This is a genomic window from Sphingomonas sp. P4_G3, from assembly GCF_056401105.1.
Window position 1 is genome coordinate 355,201 of sequence record NZ_JBFUJZ010000001.1, and the last position, 18,366, is coordinate 373,566.

Sequence of the window (18,366 nt, forward strand, 5' to 3'; positions counted from 1 at the left end):
TCGTGGAGGGGAAACCGGATACTATCCGGCCTGTCGTTCACGCGCTTCCCTGGCCTGCGTTCAGGAAGGGAAGTTTAATGTTCCAGTCGAATATGCTCGAAGGCGCGACGCAGCCGACCGCCGATCGCCGCACCTTGCGCGGGGGCAGCTCGGTCCTCGCTTTGGCGTTCGCGGCGATGCTCGCCGTTCCGGCACACGCGCAAACTACTGCCAATGCCAGCGCGCCGGCGGATACGCCTGCGGCCGACAAGCCCGCCGACGGGCAGGCGACCAACGACCAATCGACGATCAACACCCAGAGCAAGGGCGATATCATCGTCACCGGCATTCGCGCGTCGGTGCAGAGCGCGACTCAGCGCAAGAAGAATTCGGAACAGATCATCGACTCGATCACCGCGACCGATATCGGCGCGCTGCCCGATCGCTCGGTGTCCGAGGCGCTGCAGCGTATCGCCGGCGTCACCCTCCAGCGCACCAACGAGAATCGCGACCCGGCGCGCCTGTCGTCCGAAGGCGGCGGCGTGTTCATTCGCGGACTTTCCTTCGTTCGTTCGGAACTCAACGGCCGTGACGTCTTCTCGGCGAATAACGGCCGCGGCCTGTCGTTCGAGGACGTCTCCTCCGACCTGCTCGCCGGCGTCGACGTCTACAAGAACCCCTCGGCCGAATTGGTCGAAGGCGGGATCGGCGGCATCATCAATCTGCGCACGCGCAAGCCGTTCGACGCGAAGGGCCTGGTCATCGCCTTTTCGGGCGACGCCAATTATGCCGATTTGCGCAAGAAGACCTTCTTCTCGGGCAATATCCTTGCCAGCGACCGCTGGCAGTCGCCGCTTGGCGAAATGGGCCTGCTGGTTTCCTACAGCCTCGGCAATGTCGGCAACCGCACCGACAGCATCAGCGGCGGGCGCTATGACCCCGAAAAGCTGACCTCTTCCCAAGGTGGGTTCGCCGCGGGCACCAATGTGTATGTTCCCGCCGGAATGGGGTTCCGCCGGGTCGATTGGCAGCAGCGCCGCACCGCTATCGACGCGGCGTTCCAGTGGAAACCGAGCGACACATTGCTCATCACTCTCGAGGGATTGATCGCCAAGGCGACGCCACAGGACATCGAAAATGCGGTCGGCGATTATGATACGCCTGATGTCAATAACACAGGCAATAACACCAACCTGAGCTATGGCCCGCAAGGCCAGTTGCAATCCGGTACGCTCGCTAACCGCAATCTCAACTTCGATACGCGCGCCGGCAAGCAGACCAAGAAGACGCAGGATTATTCGCTCAACCTGCGTTGGACTCCCAATGCCAATTGGGCGGTCAGCGCCGATGTCCAATATGTGAAGTCGACGGCCCAGGTTTACAGCATGACCGCCTTCACCCAGGTCGGCATCCCCTCGACGATCAAGTTCGACTTCAGCGGCGACGATCCCTCGATGACCATCGCGCCGACCGCGGGCGGCAGTTACAGCAACAAGAGCGCCTATTGGTGGGCGGCCGCAATGGATCACATCGAGGACAATGAGGCGCATGAATGGGCTGAGCGCGCCGACGTCGAATATACCTTTACCGACTCGCCGTTCCTCAAGTCGTTTCGGCTTGGCGGCCGGGTCACCGACCGCAACGCGATCACGCGCCAGACCGGCTACAATTGGGCCTTGCTGTCGGCGCAATATTGGGGCGGCGGTACGCCGGTCACGCTGAACCAGACCGGCTTCGACGCGACGCATCAGAACGCTTTGCTGCCGCAGCAATCGAACCTCTTCAATTACAACAACTTCTTCCGTGGCAAGGTGCCGTCGGTCGGCGGATATTGGTTCCCCACCGCGGCGTTGGTCCAGAACGGCACCGCCAATGCCTATAATTATCTCAGCAATACCGAATCCGCCGGCTGGGGCTGGGTGCCGCTGACCGATAATTATGCGGCGGCGGCTCCCGGTGCCGACAATGTCAGCGGCGGCATCAACAACCAGACCGAGCGCACTTATGCCGGCTATGCTTTGCTGCGGTTCGGGCAGGACCAGGGCAGCGGCTTCCACTTCGACGGTAATGTCGGCGTGCGCATCGTCCGCACCGAAACCGGTGCGACGGGATCGGCGGTTCGCGTCGCCGGACCGACGCTCGCTTGCGATCCGAACGACCCTCAGGGCGTCAGCCCGGCGAATTGCGCCCTGATCAACCAGGCTCGGGCGTTTGCGGCGGGAAATATCGGAGGACTGACGCAAGCGTCGAGCGGGTCTTACACGGACGTGCTGCCCAGCCTCAACCTGCGCTTCTTCCTGACCGACCAGGTCCAGTTGCGCCTCGCCGCGGCCAAGGCGATTGTGCGGCCGACCTTCGCGCAACTCAATCCCTTCACGTCGCTCGGTTTCAGCTTCAATTCGGCCACCGGTGCTCCGAATGGCGTCGGAGTCGGCGGCAGGGTGACGCCGTTCACCGGCACGGCGGGCAACCCGGATCTCAAACCGACCCGGGCGAACCAGTTCGACGCCAGCCTCGAATGGTATTTTGGGAAATCGAACAGCCTGACCTTGGCGGCGTTCTACAAGGATATCAGCAACTACATCTTCGCCGGCGTCGCCTCGCAAACCTATACCAGCGGCGGTCAGACGCTCACGTTCGACGTGACGCGGCAGACCAACGGCGCACATGGCAAGATCAAGGGTTTCGAGCTCGCTTACACGCAGTTCTTCGACGGACTGCCCGGCGCGCTCGGCGGCCTTGGCTTCCAGGGCAATTTGACCTTTGTCGACTCGAGCGGCGGCGCCAACACCGCGGTCAACGTGTTCGACGCCAACCAGACCACCAACGCCAAAATCTCCAACCTGCCGCTCGAGGGCCTGTCGAAATGGTCCTACAACGTCGCGGCGATCTACGAGAAATACGGCGTCTCGGCGCGACTCGCCTATAACTGGCGCTCGCATTACCTGCTGACCACCTCGGCGGCGAACATCAATTATCCGGTCTGGTCGGAAGCCTACGGCCAGCTCGACGGATCGGTGCTCGTATCGTTGAACAAGCACATCAAGGTTGGTGTGCAGGGCACCAACCTGCTCAATTCGCGGACGTTCCTGGATGTCGGCGATACCAACCTCAGGCCGCGCTACAGCTGGACCGATACCGACCGGCGGTTCGCGTTCATCGTCCGCGGCTCGTTCTGAGCTTCCTTGCGAAGAAGCAACTAGAGGTCTCCGCATCCTTGCGGGGACCTCTTTCTTCGCCCATCAAGGGTAACCAGCCGGCGACAAGATGAAATGAACCAAGCGGCGCTCAGGAAGATCGTCATCGTCGGCGGGGGCTCCGCGGGATGGATGGCGGCCGCGACGTTCGCCCGGTTTCTTCCCCCGCCTGCCTGTGAGATCGTGCTGATCGAATCCGACGAGATCGGGATCATCGGCGTCGGCGAGGGCACGGTGCCCTTGATGACCCATTTCAACGGGCTGCTCGGGATCGACGAGCGCGATTTCGTCGCGGCCACCAACGGCTCGTTCAAGCTCGGCGTGGAGTTTCGCGACTGGGGCGAGGTCGGCAATTCGCATTTCAACGGCTTCGGCGATTATGGCGACACGATCGAGGGGATCTCGCCGCACCATCATTGGCTCAAGCTCCATCGCATGGGCGACCCGCGACCGATCGAAGATTGGTCGATGCCTTATGCCGCCGCCCGGCGGGGCCGCTTCGCTCCGGCCGAAACGCTGCCGGCCGAGGACGCGTTCTTCAAGCACGCCTATCATTTCGACGCAGGCCTCTATGCCCGCTTCCTGCGCACCCATTCGGAAGCGCGCGGCGTGCGCCGCCGTGAGGGCCGTATCACGGCAGTCAATCTCGATCCCGAGACCGGCTTCGTGCAAAGCGTGACGATGGCCGACGGCGAGGCGATCGACGGCGATTTCTTCATCGATTGCTCGGGTTTCGTCGGGCTGCTGATCGACAAGGCGCTCGGCATCGGCTTTCGCGACTGGTCGAGCTTGTTGCCCTGCGACCGCGCGGTCGCGGTGGGATCCGAACCTGTCGAGCACCTCACGCCGTTCACGCGCTCGACCGCCAAGACGGCGGGCTGGCAGTGGCGCATCCCGCTGCAGCATCGCACCGGCAACGGCCACGTCTATTGCAGCGATTTCATCTCCGATGACGAGGCGGTGGCGACGCTGCTCGACGGGCTCGACGCGCCGGCCCTGGGTGAGCCGCGCCTGCTCAGGTTCAAGACCGGGCATCGCCAGCGTTTCTGGGAAAAGAACGTGGTCGCGGTCGGGCTTGCGGCCGGGTTCATGGAACCGCTCGAATCGACCAGTATCCAGCTGATCCAGACGGCGCTCGCGCGCGTGATCGAGTTGCTTCCGGACCGCCGGTTCGACCCGGTGATGATCGAGGAATATAACCGCGTCACGCAAGCCGAATGGGAGCGGATCCGCGACTTCCTGATCCTGCATTACTGTCCGACCCGGCGGCCCGAGCCGTTCTGGCGGCATTGCGCGCAGCTGCCGATCCCCGACACGCTCGCTTACAAGATCGCAGTGTTCGAAAGTTGTGGTCGGGTCGCGTTGTTCTCCGAGGAATCGTACCAGGAGCCCAGCTGGGTGGCGATCTTCCTGGGCAACAACATGCTCCCGCGTCGCTACGATCCGCTGGTCGACCGGCTGCCACTCGAGCACCTCCAGGGCGGCATGAACCAACGCGCGAACGCGATCGCACGCGCCGCCGAGCGGATGCCCGAGCAGCGGGCGTTCATCGCCAGCTGCTGCGCGGCGCAGGCAGCATGAGCGGCGCGCCCGGTCCGATCCGCTCGATCGTCATCGCTGGTGGCGGCACGGCCGGCTGGATGGCAGCCTCCGCTCTGTCGCTGGCGATGGGCGCGAGCGGCTGCACGATCACGCTGGTCGAATCCGAGGAGATCGGCACGGTGGGTGTCGGCGAGGCGACGATCCCACCGATCCGCCTGTTCAACGCCATGCTCGGGATCGACGAGAACGAGTTTGTCCGCGCGACCGGCGGCACGTTCAAGCTCGCGATCGAGTTCGTCGACTGGACGCGGCTTGGGCATCGGTATTTCCACCCGTTCGGGCGTTATGGCGACGATTTCGGCATGACCCCGTTCCACCAGCAATGGCTGCGCTGCCGCGCCGCGGGGAACGAGATACCGCTCTCGGCTTTCTCGCTGACCGAGCAGGCGGCCTTGGCGGGCAAGTTCGACCGGCCGCCGGGATCGCCCGGGGTCTTTTCGACCTTTTCGCACGCTTATCATTTCGACGCCTCGCTCTACGCGCGCTTCCTGCGGCGCTATGCGGAAGCGCGGGGAGTCGCGCGGATCGAAGGCAAGATCGCCGACGTCGCGATCGGAGCCGAAAGCGGACTGATCGAACGATTGACGCTCGACGACGGGCGTGAGGTCGTAGGCGAACTGTTCATCGACTGCACCGGATTTCGCGGACTGCTGATCGGCCAGACGCTGGGCGAACCTTATGAGGATTGGAGCCGCTGGCTGCCGTGCAACCGCGCGCTGGCCCTGCCGAGCGAGCGGCTCGCCGATCTGCCACCCTTTACCCGGTCGACCGCGCGCAGCGCCGGCTGGCAATGGCGCATTCCGCTCCAGCACCGCACCGGCAACGGCCATGTCTATTGCAGCGATTTCATCTCCGACGACGAGGCCGCGCGCGTTCTGACCGAGGATATCGGCGCCGCCGCCACCGGCGATCCGCGTCCGTTGCGCTTCACCACTGGCCGCCGGCGCAACACCTGGGTCGGCAATTGCGTATCGCTCGGGCTCGCGTCGGGCTTTCTCGAGCCGCTCGAATCGACCAGCATTCACATGATCCAGACCGGCATCACCAAATTGCTCGCCTGGTTTCCCGATCGCGGGTTCGACCCCGTCAGTCGCGCCGAATATAACCGCCAGGTCGGCGCCGAATATGAGAGCGTGCGCGACTTCCTGGTGCTCCACTACAATCGCGTCGAGCGCGACGATTCGGAGTTCTGGCGGATGTGCCGCGCGATGGAGGTCCCCGACACGCTCGCCGCCAAGATCGACGCGTTCGAGCGGAACGGGCGGCTGCTCGAACGCGGCAAGGATTTGTTCGAGGCGCCGAGCTGGCTTGCCGTGCTGCTTGGGCAGGGCGTCACGCCGCGCGGTTATGATCCGATGACGCTCGCGGTGCCCGAGAACCAGGCGCGGCGCGTCCTTGAAGCGATGCGCAAGGTGATTGGCGACACCGTGACGCAAATGCCGACACATGCCGCGCATATCGATCGCCATTGCCGGATGCCGGCGGATCACGCGTGAAAGGAGACTGGAGATGAGGATCGCACTTCCACTTGCGGCGTTGCTCGCAATCTCTGCCCCCGCTCTTGCGCAGGATGCCGCGCCGGTCGACGGCAAGCCCGGCACCGACATCGTCTCCGCCGGCAAGGTCGGCGACGTCCATGTGGTCGCCGAGACCACCCTGGCGAAAGGCCGGCTCGTGCTCCATGTCGTCGCGGTCAATCGCGGCAAGGCAGGCGCGCCGTTCGGGCCGGAAAACATCTCGCTCGCTGCCGCCGACGGCAGCGCGATCGTGCTCCTTCCGCGCGAGAGACTGCTCGCGGAGGCCGGCGCGCCCGGACCGGTGGCCGGCAGCAGCACCGCCTCGTCCGGCTATGCCGCGCCGACCCTGTCTACCAACGGCGCCGGTCAGCTCGACACAACCGGCTATACCGGCGGGATGGGTGGGATATCGTCGAGCGGCGTGCCCCAGGATACGCTCGATCGGACCCGGGCAGCGCCGTCCAAGGTCAACGTCGCCAAGCTCGATGAAGTATTGCTCAAGCCGGTCGAGGTGAAGCCGGGCGCGGTCGAGGGCGGACAGGTCGTCAGCGACAAGCTCAAACTGCGCGGCGACCGGGTCGTGGTGGTGACCGTGACTTTCGCCGGCGAAAATCACATCGTCCGCTTGCCCGCACCGAAGAATTAGGAAGAACTAGGAAGAATCGGCATGCGGGAACCGGCATTGCTTCGCGCGGGCCGTTGGGAAACGGGGCTGCTGCCCGAGCTGGGCGGCGCGATCGCCTATCTGACGCACAATGGCCGTGACGTGCTGCGGCGTGCGCCGGAGGGTGTCGATGATCCGCTCGCGACCGGGTGCTTCCCGCTCGTCCCCTATGCCAACCGCATCGCGCACGGGCGCTTCTTCTTCGCCGGCGAGGCGCATCGGCTGCCGCTCAATTTCGGCGACCACCCGCACAGCCTGCACGGCATCGGCTGGCAGTCGCCCTGGACGATGAGCATGGCTGGGGAGGCCGAGGCGGTGATGGAATTGCGGCATGCCGGCGGTGGCGGCTGGCCCTGGGCGTTCCGCGCCGAGCAGCGCCTGACACTGCACGATGACGGGCTGACCATCAGCTTGCTGCTCGCGAATGAGAGCGACCTGACGATGCCCGGCGGTCTTGGCCTTCATCCCTATTTCCCGCGCGACGCATCGACGCGGCTGACGATGGCCACGCAGCGGATGTGGGAGGGCGACGAGACGATGATCCCGACCCGGCCTGTCGCGGCCGACGCGTTCGGCGACTGGAGCGCGGGCGCGGGCTTTCCCGATCGCCTGATCGACAACAGTTTCGATGGCTGGACGGGTCAGGCGAGGATCGACGGCGCGGACGGCGTCACCCGGGTCAGCGCGATCGGCGCGCGGACCGTCCATCTCTACGCGCCGCCTGGTGAAACCTTCCTGTGCGTCGAACCGGTGTCGCATCTGCCCGATGCGCTCAACCAGGACTTCGCGATCGACACGCTGGATCCCGGCGAGACGCTCGCGCTGAAGATGCGTATCACGAGCTGAGCCATGGCGTTGCGACCGATCGTTCTCGGCGCCGCGCTGGCGCTTGCCTCGCTGGCGCCCGCTGCGGCGCGAGGGCCCGCTGCTCCCTATCGCTGGACCAACGTGACGGTGGGGGGAGGGGGCTTCGCGCCGGGGATCGTGTTCAGCCCGGTCGAGCGCGGGCTTGCCTATCTACGCACCGACATGGGCGGCGCGTATCGCTGGGAGGATCGCGCTGGCCACTGGTTGCCGCTGATGGACGGCTTCGCGCAAGGTAGCTTTTTCGGTGTCGAGAGCATCGCCCCGGACCCGGTCGACGCCAACCGCGTCTATGCCGCGGTCGGCATGTCCGCGCGTGACCCCGCGGCGATCCTGCGCTCTGACGATCGCGGCGGGCATTGGACGATCGTGCCGGTGCCGTTCCGCATGGGCGGCAATGAGCCGGGGCGCGGTCTCGGCGAGCGGCTCGCGATCGATCCGCGTCACCCGAGCCGCCTGTTGTTCGGCTCGCGCCACGACGGATTGTGGCGGAGCGAGGATGCCGGCGCGCACTGGCGGCGAGACTCCGCCTTCCCCTATGCCGGTGCCGGCCCCGCCGCGCCCAGGGCGACGCATCCCGGCATCGCGTTCGTGCTGTTCGACCCCAAATCGCCGCGCATATTCGCCGGAATCGCCGATCCTGGTGAGGCCGGATTGCTCCAATCGGATGACGACGGCGCGCATTGGACGCGGCTCGCGGGTGGCCCCCCCGGACTGGCGCCGGTCAAGGCGGCACTCGACGGCGTCGGCCGGCTCTACGTCACCTGGGCCGACGGCATCGGCCCGAGCGGGGTGACGCGCGGCGAGATATGGGCCTTGGAGCGATCGGGCGCGTTCCACGACATCTCGCCCGATCGCGCCGCTGCCGCGCCGCCGGGCGGCTATATCGGCATCGCCGCCGATCGCGCGCGCGACGGTGTGGCCTATGCCTCGACCTTCAACCACTGGAAGCCGGGCGATACCTTATGGCGTACGGCCGATGGCGGCCGGCATTGGACCGATCTCGGTCCGCTCAGCCGTCGCGACACGCGCGCCACGCCGTTCCTCAACTGGGGCCGCCCGGAAGCCGCTCTCGGCCATTGGATGGCCGGGCTGGCGCTCGACCCGTTCGATCCCCGGCGGCTGGCCTATACGACGGGCGACACCGTCTATGTCACCAACGATGCCCCCAAGTCTGCCTTGCTCTGGGCGCCCTGGACCAAAGGCGTCGAGCAGACCGCGATCATTACGCTGACCAGCCCGACCGCCGGTGCATCGTTGGTCTCGGGCTTCGGCGATCTTGGCGGGTTCGTGCACCGCGATCTCGAGCGCTCGCCGCCGGGCATGTTCCTGTCGCCGCGCAACACCAATACCAATACGCTCGATTATGCCGGTCGCGCTGGGTTCGTGCTGGTGCGCAGCGGCAATGTCCACGAGGGACAGGAGATCGAGGCTGGCCTCGGCTGGAGCGACGATGGCGGCGCCAACTGGCATCCGCTGCGGACGCCATTGTGGAACGATGGGCATGGCCTGGAGGCGCAAGGCAAGGCGCCGATCACCGTCTCGGCCGACGGCCAGCGTTTCTTCGTCGCCGCCGAACGTCCGCTGCTGACGCGCGATCGCGGCAAGAGCTGGGTCGGGATCGCCGGGCTGCCCGGCAACCTCCGGATCGTTGCCGACAAGGTCGATGCCCGGCTCGCCTGGGCGGTCGACCCCGATACGCGCCGGATCTTCGCCAGCGTCGATGGCGGCGAGCATTTCGCGTCGATGGCGACGCGCGGCCTGTGCACGGATTTGTCGCTGGCTCGTCCCCGCAACCGCGAAAGCCAGCCCGCCTTGGTCGCTTCGCCCTTTGCGCCGGGCGACCTGTTCCTGCTGTGCGGCACAGAGCTTTACCGCAGTCGCGACGGCGGCCCGACCTTCCAGCGGCTCGCGCCCGACCTCGACATCGCCTTGTTCGGCTTGGGGCTCGGCAGCTCGCCGGCGGATCCTGCTGTCTATGCCGTCGCCAGGCGAGCCGGAGAGACCGGCATCTGGCGATCGTCGGGTGGCGGCGCTCGCTGGGTTCGCATCGACGATGCCGGGCATCGCTGGGGCGGCCGCTTCCGCGTGATTTCGGGCGATCCCCGCCGCCGCGGCCGAGTCTATATCGGGACCGACGGACGGGGCATTCTTTATGGCGACCCCGCCGGCTGATCAGCCTGCTGCTTCAGCCTTGCGAAAGGTAAAGGCGGCGAGTGTCGCGGGCTGCATCTCGATCGAATAGCCGGGCGCCTCGGGCACGCGATAGGCGCCGCCCGCCACCACGCACGGCTCCACGAAATGCTCGTGGAGGTGATCGACATATTCGGCGACGCGCCCCTCTTTCGTCCCCGAGAAGCAGAGATAATCGATCATCGCCAGATGCTGGACATATTCGCACAAGCCCACGCCGCCGGCATGCGGACAGACCGGCAGGTCGTATTTCGCCGCCATCAACAGCACTGCCAGCACTTCGTTGACGCCGCCCAGCCGGCACGCGTCGAGCTGTACCACATCGATCGCGCCGCGCATGATGAATTGCTTGAACAGGATACGGTTCTGGCACATCTCCCCGGTCGCGACCTTGACCGGCGCGATCCCTTCGCGAATGCGCCGGTGCCCCTCGATATCGTCGGGGCTGGTCGGTTCCTCGATGAACCAGGGGTTGGCGAAAGCAAGCTCGCGGACATGCGCGATCGCCTCCCCGACTTCCCACACCTGATTGGCGTCGATCATCAATTGGCGATCCGGTCCGATCGCCTCACGTGCCAGAGTCACGCGGCGGATGTCCTCCTCCAGCGAGCGCCCGACCTTGAGCTTGACGTGATTGAACCCCTCGGCGACCGCTTCGTGGCAGAGCCGGACCAATTTGTCGTCCGAATAGCCCAGCCAGCCTGCCGACGTCGTGTAGCAGGGATAGCCGTTCGCCTCGAGATCGGCGACCCGCATCGCCTTTCCCGCCGCGCGCTCGGTCAGCAGCGCCACCGCTTCCTCGGGCGTGATGCAGTCAGTGATATAGCGGAAATCGATCAGCCCGACGATCTCCTCGGCGCTCATCTCGCCGATCAGCCGCCACAGGGGCTTGCCGGCCTGCTTCGCCAGCAGATCCCATACCGCATTGACCACGGCGCCGGTCGCGAGATGGATCACGCCCTTTTCCGGTCCGATCCAGCGGAGCTGGCTGTCGCCCGTCACGTGCCGCCAGAAGCGCGCGCCGTCTGCCCGGATCCAGTCGAGGTCCAGTCCTTCGATCAGCGGCGCCAGTGCCTCGATCGCGGCGCAGCAGATATCGTTGCCGCGGCCGATCGTGAAGGTCAGGCCGTGCCCGGTGAGGCCGGGCTGGTCGGTCTCGAGGATGCAATAAGCGGCCGAATAATCGGGATCCGGGTTCATCGCATCCGAGCCGTCGAGCCGCGCCGAGGTCGGGAAGCGGATGTCGAGCACACGAAGCTTGACGATGCTGGTCATGGCGTTCGCGTTATGCCCCCGGTACCGGTCGAATGGTATTTCGCTGGTGTAGTGTATTTTCATATGTGCTGATTGCCGCCGGTGCAAGCGCGCTTTAGGGTGCAGGCCGTCGCCGGACCTGCCGACAGGAGGGAAATGTGGGAAATGCCGATCCATCCGAAGCGTCTGCGGCGGCTATCCGGCGCTTTTGCTACGCGCTCGACCTGATCGACGACGCGGCGCTGATCGCCGAATATGAGGCACGCCATGCGCCCGGATCGGCCTGGCCGGAAGTCGTCGCGCATATCCGCGCGCAAGGCGCCGAGCATATGGAGATCTGGCGTGCGGGCGACCGTCTGATGATGATCGTCGAAGCGGCGAACGACTATCCGCGGCCGGTTCCGGCTCCGCCCGAGATCGACCGCTGGGAAGAGTTGATGTGGCGTTTCCAGCGACCTTTGCCATTCGCGCCGGCCGGAGAAAAATGGGTGCAGATGACGCAGATTTTCGACCTCGACGCGCAATGATCGGCCTGAATTTGCCCCCGATCGGCTTCGGCACCGCTCCGCTCGGCAATCTCTATCGGGCGGTTGACGACCAGACTGCCGAGGCGACGATCACTGCCGCACTCGAGGCTGGGCTGCTTTATGCCGATACCGCCCCTTATTACGGCTTCGGACTGGCGGAGACGCGATTGGGCCGGGCGATCGCCGGTAATCGCGACGTCGTCGTCTCGACCAAAGTAGGTCGGGTGCTGGAGCCGTTTGCGACCGCCGAGCGCGACCGCCACGGTTTTGTCGACGCGCCGGCCTTCGCGCCGGTCTTTGACTATTCGCGCGACGGGATAATGCGATCGCACGAGGCCAGCCTGAAACGGCTGGGCCGTGATCGCGTCGATATCCTCTATGTCCATGACATCGGGCGCCGCGTCCATGAGGCGGCACATCACGCCCGGATGAGCGAATTGCTGGACAAGGGCGGTTTTGCCGCGCTCGAGGAGCTCCGCGACCAAGGAGCGGTGTCGGCGATCGGCGTCGGCGTCAACGAGACCGAAGTGTGCCTCGAGCTGATGGAGCGCGTGTCGCTCGACATCATCCTGCTCGCCGGCCGCTACACCTTGCTCGAGCAAAGCCCGGTCGACGACCTCTTTCCCCGCTGCGCCACCACGGGAACCGCGCTGGTTCTGGCCGGTGTCTACAATTCGGGAATCCTGGCGCTGGGGGCGGACGCGGCTGCCGCGCATTACGATTATGCCGACGTGCCCGAGGCGATCCGCCAGCGGACGCGTGCGATCGAACGGATATGCGCGGCGCACGATGTGGCCTTGCCGGTCGCCGCGTTGCAATTCGTCCTCGCGCACCCCCAGGCAGCGAGCGTGATCGTCGGTCTCGCCAGTCCCGACGAGGTGCGGGCGACGATGGCCAATATCGCCGCGCCCGTCCCGGACAGTCTGTGGAGTGATCTGAAGACGGCGGGTTTGCTGCGGGCCGATGTGCCCGTTCCGGCCAGGACGGAATAGGAGTGGGAGCGGGCAGGCACCGCCAAAACAAACTCTAGGCACGGCTGTCGCCCTCGACGAGTTGATCGGAAATCGCCTCCGCCGCCTTGCGTACCAACGCCGCTGTGTCGCGCGCGGACACCGATGGCTGGATCTTCTTCAGATAGGGGACGGTCAGCGCCGCGGCCGCGCTGCCGCCCCGCATCACCGGTGCGGAAATGTCGGTGATCCCGGCGACGAATTGGCTGGGCGTGTGTTCGACATGGCGTTCGGCAATCTCGTCGGCGCGTGCGCGCAGCGCCGCCATCTCGGCTTCGGGGATCGGCGGATCGAACATCTTTTCCCACCGGCGGCGAACCTCCTCGGGCTGATGCGCGTAGAGGATCACGCCCGACGCGGTCTGCATCAGCGGGCGGCGATAGCCGACCCGTACCGAGAAACCGAGTTGCTCGGCCGATTCCATCCGCGCCACCACCACCATTTGCCCGCGCGTATGCAGCGCGAGATGGCATGACTGGCCGAGGTCGAGCGCGAGCTGACGCATCACCGGCAAGGCGATTTCGATCAGATTGGCGGTGCGTGGCTGCTGCATGCCGAGCGAGAACAGCCGATCGGTCAGGCGATAGCCGTCATCGGACGGATCCTGTTCGATATAGCCGCGCTGTTCGAGTACCTGGACCATGCGGAACAGCTCGCCGTGCGACCGGCCGAGCGCGTGGACGATTTCCGTCAGCGTCATCGGCTCAGCCTGCGCCGCGAGCAATTCCAGCACGTCCAGCCCCTTTTCGAGCGCCGGTGCGCGATACCGCGAATCCCCGCCGCGATCCTCATCGTCAGCCATCGATAACGTCCTCGCCTTCATCCTGTCTTTGGCATGATGGCCCTCCCGCGTCGATCCATCTAACTTTGTTCACTGGTAAAAAACAGCTTTGCCAGGAGAAAAATTGCTCTAGGCTCGCCAGCATAATCGGAGAGAGGTCGTGCCGGTGCTCCGGATCGACGGGAGGGATTGATATGACCGAGGAACCGCCGGTGCCGAAGACGCGGCTGTTGCCGTTTGTGCTGATTGTCGCACTGTTCTTCCTGTGGGGAATCGCGAACAATCTCAACGATATCCTGATCGCACACTTCAAGAAGCTGTTCGTTCTCGGCGACCTGCAGGCCGGGCTCGTCCAATCGGCTTTCTATCTCGGCTATTTCTGCCTCGCCATTCCGGCCGCCTTGTTCATGCGTGCTTACGGCTATCGCGCCGCGGTATTGCTCGGCCTCTGCTTCTACGGCGCCGGTGCGTTGCTGTTCTGGCCGGCAGCGAGCCAGCAAAGCTATCCGTTCTTCCTCGCCGCCTTGTTCATCATCGCCAGCGGGCTTTCGTTCCTCGAGACGTCGGCCAACCCGCTCATCGCGCGGCTCGGACCGCCGGAGAGCGCGTCGCGGCGGCTCAATCTCGCTCAGGCGTTCAACCCGCTCGGCTCGATCACCGGGATCGTGATCGGCAGCCAGTTCATCCTGTCGGGCGTGGCGCACGGCCCCGCCGAGATCGCCGCAATGTCTCCGGAGGTATTGGCGCAATGGCGCGCGAGCGAAGCCGCCGCGGTGCAGTTACCCTATCTGCTGATCGGCCTCGGCGTGCTCGCTTGGGCGGTGCTGATCCGGTTGACCGCCTTTCCCGCGATCGCGACGCAGCGCGACGTCGAGGAAGATGTCGGCGCGCTCGACGATTTTCGCGCGCTGCTCCGCGATCGCCGGGTCCTGCTCGGCGTCCTGGCGCAATTCTTCTATGTCGGTGCGCAGGTCGGCGTGTGGAGTTTCCTCATCCGCTACGCCGAGGTCGCCGTGCCCGGCACGCCCGAGCGCGTCGCGGCGGGCTATCTCACCATCTCGCTCGTCACCTTCATGGCGGGGCGGTTCGTCGGCTCGGCGCTGATGGGCGTGGTGCGCGCGCCATCACTGCTCGCTATTTTCGCGGTCGCCGGCGCCTTGCTGTGCCTCGTCGCTACGATCGCGGGAGGCATGACCGGCATCATCGCGCTGATCGCCTCGAGCTTCTTCATGTCGATCATGTACCCGACGATCTTCGCCGAGACGGTCGATGGCCTCGGAGCGCGGACGAAGTCGGCCGCCGCCCTACTGGTGATGGCGATCGTCGGCGGCGCCGTCTTTCCAGCGGCGATGGGTCTGGTATCGGACCGCACCGGGTCGATGGTCAATGCGATGGCCGTACCCGCTTGCTGCTTCCTCGTCGTGCTCGTCTTTGCATTGACGGTGCGGAAGCCGGCGTGATCGATGCCCATGTCCATCTCTGGCGGATCGGCGAGCATGGCTGCACCTGGCCGCCTCCCGATCTCGATGCGATCCATCGCGATGTCGAACTGCCCGAGCTGCGCGCGCTGGCGGCGGCCAACGGGATTGACGGCGTGGTGCTGGTCCAGAGCCAGGACAATGCCGCCGATACCGACTGGCTGCTGTCGCTAGCCGACGATCCGCTGGTGCTGGGAATAGTCGGCTGGAGCGATCTGCGCGGCACGTTGCCGTTGCACCCGATCCTCAAGGGGCTGCGCCCGATGGTGCAGGATCGCCCCGCCGACTGGTATGACGATCCCGCGATCGACGCTGGCCTCGCCGCGATGGCCGACAGCGGGCTGGTGCTCGACGCGCTGATCCGCCCGCGACACCTGGCCGCATTGCATCGCCTCGCCGCACGGCATCCGGCGCTCTCGATCGTCATCGACCATGCCGCCAAACCCGATGCCGGCGACCTTCCCGGCTGGGAAGCGGAGATGCGCGCGATCGCCGATCGGCCCAATGTCGCGTGCAAGCTGTCGGGGCTGCTCACCGAACCCGGACTGACGCCGCGTATCGCCAAGGTCGCGGCGATACTGCTCGACGCATTCGGCACCGACCGCTTGATCTGGGGGAGCGATTGGCCCGTCCTCACCCTGGCCGGCGATTATGCGTCCTGGCTCGCGCAGGCGCAGGACCAGATCGCCCCCAGCGTGCGGGACGCGGTGTTCGGCGGGAATGCACGGCGCATCTACGCTCTTTCCGGCGGTGACGATTCTGCGGGACGTAGAGTCCGGCTCGTCTAAGTCACTCGGCGCCGGACCCCGCCAATAAAGCGGGCAATATCAGCTTCCCGAGCGTTGGCGACGGATGGCTGGTGTCCAACCACAACGAAGGGTCGGACCATTTTGCGCGGTCAGCCGCGGAACCGGGAGGACGCTCGACAAAGTCCGCAAAGCGGATCTTACAGGCGGCGCCGCGCCGTCGTGGCGTGATCACCGACTGAATATCAGCTGCCGACCGTCGATTCACCGCCAACATGTCAGCCGTCACGTACCAGGTCGGCGGCATACGATAGAATATGATCGAGTGCTGGATCCCGCTCCGTCTGCATTCTTCGTCCGCGCCCTCGACGGTTCGCCTTAAGCCGGCCAGGTTGCGCGCATAGGCGACCGGGTCGGGATGCGCGTAGGCCGACCGCTCGGTCGCAGGATCCGCGGAGGTCGGCGCGACCGGCCCAGCTATTTTGTCGGCGGCGCAGTTCGCCGCCACGCTAGTCCGAGACTGGCCGCGATACGGCAGGTTCGCGAGTACGGTCTCGATCGATGCCCGGGTGACGCGGGGGGCGAGCGCGGCGTATATCAGATCGTCGAGCCCGGCGCGCGGCTCTGCGAAGGCGGAGCTTTCGACCAGTGGCAACTCCAGCAGAATGGTGGCCTTGCGTTTGCGTCGCGTCAGCGCCTGGCGGATCAGCGGGGAAAATTCGGCAAAGCCCCAACCCGCGCCGGTGACCCGAGCGACGGGATGGCCGCACGTATCCAGGCCGTGAGCGGCGCGTGAATTACCGAAGAGGAAGACGTCGGTCGCCTGATCGGCGACCGTATCATCATAAAAGGAGGGACGCGCAAATTCGCTGACGATACCGCTGGCGTAAAGCGGCGTGAAACGGTTGATGGCACGATGGCGAGGCGAGCCGAACAACCCGACCGGATTGACATAGTAATTGAGCGATACGACCGGCAAAATGCAGACGATCGCCAGCAGCAGTCCGGCCCAATGCCGTCGCCACTCCGCTCTATCAGATATCGGCATAGATGAACGTGCGCGGGACGACGGGAGCGGCGATGCCGGCCAAAGCCGCTACTAACAACATTCCACTTGCGAACCCCCAGCGCAGCGATGGGCGCCATCGTATCCAATGGGGGCATCCCGGAACGTCGCCAATTCCGAAGATCTGCATGGTGTTGGGCGATAGCAGTGCGACCAGAGTGGCGACCAGCAGTGCTCGGTTGCCGGCAGTTGCATGGCGCAATGCCCCCGGATCAAATCCGATCTGGGCCGCTTGCCGTAGGAGTGAGCCGAAATCGAGCATGCTGCCTATCACACGCATGGACGTTGCGCCGCCATTCGTGCGCAACAATAACGCGAAGATCGCCGCGGCGAATAATATTCCGACCCGGGTGACCAGGTGCACCGCGATCTTGCCGGCGGGGCGCAGCATCCGCGGTCGTGTCCGCCAACGCAGGCGAAGTGTTTGTATGACAACGAGCAGCAGGCCCAACACGACCGCCTCCAGAACATTCGTGAGTGCCAGCGTGTGCCAAAGCCCGACCGCGACGAACGCCGTCACCATCGCCAGCGACCAAGCGACCGCATAGCGGCGCGCGGTAGGTCGCACCGGCAACCGTCGTGCAAGCTTGAACACTGGCTCGAAGACATAAAAGCGTACGAACATCATCAGGCTGACATGCCAGCGCATGACATAGTCACCGGGCGAAGATGCCTTTAGCGGCGAATTGAAATTGATCGGCAGTTTAATGCCGACACACAGCGCCAGCCCGATCGCGATGTCCGAGTAAGCCGAAAAATCGAAATACAATTGCAGGAGGAAGCCCCAGCTCAACGTCCAGGCATCGGTCGCTTGAAAGTGTCCCGACTGGACCGCGTTCGATGCGGCTTCTACCGCATTCCCGAGCGGATCGGCGATCCATGCCTTCTTGACGAGGCCGGCCAGAAATAACGTCGCTCCGCGAAATACCATCTCGCGTGACGGCACCGAACACCCCAGCCTGGCATATTGCTCTGCCATTGTCCGGTAGGGCGCGATTGGTCCGGCCGGGAGTTGGGCGAATAACGAACCCCAGGCCGCATACCGCGCGAAGCCAAGCGGCTGGCGTGCCCGATTTCCTGCGTCAATCAGAAAAGTGATCTGCTGCAAGGTGAAGAACGCCATTCCCAACGGAACGACCGCCGACTGAATGACCAAGAGTTGATCCGGCCCCACCGCTACCGATGCGCCAATTCGATCCGGGTGCGCCGCCAGCCATTTGTACGCGGCGAGCGGTGCGAGGTTCGTCACGATGCCGAGCGCAGTCAGCCAGCGGCGCTCCCGCTCGCCTGGTCTCGCCCGGATCAGCGTCATCAGCATGTAATTCGCTACCAGCGATATGCTCAACCAGACCAGCGTCCGGAGGTCGGTGATCCAGCAGTATAGCGCGGCGGCGATCAGCAGCGCCGCAACGGCGAGCGGAGGACACCGCCTGCACAGGAGCAGGAACGTGCCGATCGTAATCGGCACGAACAGCAAGACGAAAGCAG

14 protein-coding genes are annotated in these 18,366 nt (G+C 65.2%); 10 read left to right on the forward strand and 4 right to left on the reverse strand.

What is annotated here, in order from left to right; translation table 11 throughout:
- Positions 1–77 precede the first annotated feature (77 nt).
- The 6 genes from AC1DQQ_RS01630 to AC1DQQ_RS01655 all read left to right on the forward strand — a co-directional run bounded on the left by AC1DQQ_RS01630 (position 78) and on the right by AC1DQQ_RS01655 (position 9,998).
- Positions 78–3,158: a TonB-dependent receptor gene (locus tag AC1DQQ_RS01630; RefSeq protein ID WP_478027834.1), complete on the forward strand. Its 3,081-nt coding sequence runs from the start codon at positions 78–80 to the stop codon at positions 3,156–3,158.
- A 93-nt stretch (positions 3,159–3,251) separates the two neighbouring features.
- Entirely contained in the window at positions 3,252–4,757 is a 1,506-nt protein-coding gene (locus AC1DQQ_RS01635; RefSeq protein WP_478044102.1) for a tryptophan halogenase family protein, read from the forward strand.
- Positions 4,754–6,274, forward strand: a complete 1,521-nt coding sequence (locus AC1DQQ_RS01640) for a tryptophan halogenase family protein (protein WP_478027837.1) — start codon at positions 4,754–4,756, stop codon at positions 6,272–6,274. The genes AC1DQQ_RS01635 and AC1DQQ_RS01640 overlap by 4 nt, the downstream gene beginning before the upstream one ends.
- A 13-nt stretch (positions 6,275–6,287) precedes the next feature.
- Positions 6,288–6,941: a hypothetical protein gene (locus tag AC1DQQ_RS01645; protein ID WP_478044103.1), complete on the forward strand. Its 654-nt coding sequence runs from the start codon at positions 6,288–6,290 to the stop codon at positions 6,939–6,941.
- A 21-nt stretch (positions 6,942–6,962) separates the two neighbouring features.
- Positions 6,963–7,805 (forward strand): aldose 1-epimerase, encoded by an 843-nt coding sequence (locus AC1DQQ_RS01650; protein WP_478044104.1) that lies wholly within the window; start codon positions 6,963–6,965, stop codon positions 7,803–7,805.
- Between the two features lie 3 nt (positions 7,806–7,808).
- A complete protein-coding gene (locus AC1DQQ_RS01655) occupies positions 7,809–9,998 on the forward strand; it encodes a WD40/YVTN/BNR-like repeat-containing protein (RefSeq protein ID WP_478044105.1) in 2,190 nt (729 codons plus the stop codon).
- On the opposite strand, the gene AC1DQQ_RS01660 is transcribed toward AC1DQQ_RS01655, so the two are convergent.
- Positions 9,999–11,291, reverse strand: a complete 1,293-nt coding sequence (locus AC1DQQ_RS01660; RefSeq protein ID WP_478027845.1) for an L-fuconate dehydratase — start codon at positions 11,289–11,291, stop codon at positions 9,999–10,001.
- Positions 11,292–11,428: 137 nt separating this feature from the next.
- Here AC1DQQ_RS01660 and AC1DQQ_RS01665 point away from each other — a divergent pair, with 137 nt between their 5' ends.
- The gene (locus AC1DQQ_RS01665; protein ID WP_478027847.1) at positions 11,429–11,797 is read left to right on the forward strand and encodes an L-rhamnose mutarotase; all 369 of its coding nucleotides are present in this window, start codon (positions 11,429–11,431) and stop codon (positions 11,795–11,797) included.
- Positions 11,794–12,789, forward strand: coding sequence for an aldo/keto reductase (locus AC1DQQ_RS01670; RefSeq protein ID WP_478044106.1), 996 nt, complete (start codon positions 11,794–11,796; stop codon positions 12,787–12,789). The genes AC1DQQ_RS01665 and AC1DQQ_RS01670 overlap by 4 nt, the downstream gene beginning before the upstream one ends.
- 34 nt (positions 12,790–12,823) lie before the next feature.
- On the opposite strand, the gene AC1DQQ_RS01675 is transcribed toward AC1DQQ_RS01670, so the two are convergent.
- The gene (locus AC1DQQ_RS01675; protein WP_478040140.1) at positions 12,824–13,609 is read right to left on the reverse strand and encodes an IclR family transcriptional regulator; all 786 of its coding nucleotides are present in this window, start codon (positions 13,607–13,609) and stop codon (positions 12,824–12,826) included.
- Positions 13,610–13,782: 173 nt separating this feature from the next.
- Between AC1DQQ_RS01675 and fucP the strand changes: the two genes are divergently transcribed.
- Together fucP and AC1DQQ_RS01685 are read left to right on the forward strand one after the other, a co-directional pair.
- Complete coding sequence (fucP, locus tag AC1DQQ_RS01680) at positions 13,783–15,048, forward strand: L-fucose:H+ symporter permease (protein ID WP_478040142.1); 1,266 nt, start codon at positions 13,783–13,785, stop codon at positions 15,046–15,048.
- A complete protein-coding gene (locus AC1DQQ_RS01685; RefSeq protein ID WP_478044107.1) occupies positions 15,045–15,854 on the forward strand; it encodes an amidohydrolase family protein in 810 nt (269 codons plus the stop codon). The genes fucP and AC1DQQ_RS01685 overlap by 4 nt, the downstream gene beginning before the upstream one ends.
- A 1-nt stretch (position 15,855) precedes the next feature.
- Here the strand turns inward: AC1DQQ_RS01685 and AC1DQQ_RS01690 are convergent, their stop codons facing one another.
- Entirely contained in the window at positions 15,856–16,791 is a 936-nt protein-coding gene (locus AC1DQQ_RS01690) for a hypothetical protein (protein WP_478044108.1), read from the reverse strand.
- A gap of 55 nt (positions 16,792–16,846) precedes the next feature.
- The gene (locus tag AC1DQQ_RS01695; protein ID WP_478044502.1) at positions 16,847–18,346 is read right to left on the reverse strand and encodes an MBOAT family O-acyltransferase; all 1,500 of its coding nucleotides are present in this window, start codon (positions 18,344–18,346) and stop codon (positions 16,847–16,849) included.
- Between the last annotated feature and the right edge of the window lie 20 nt (positions 18,347–18,366).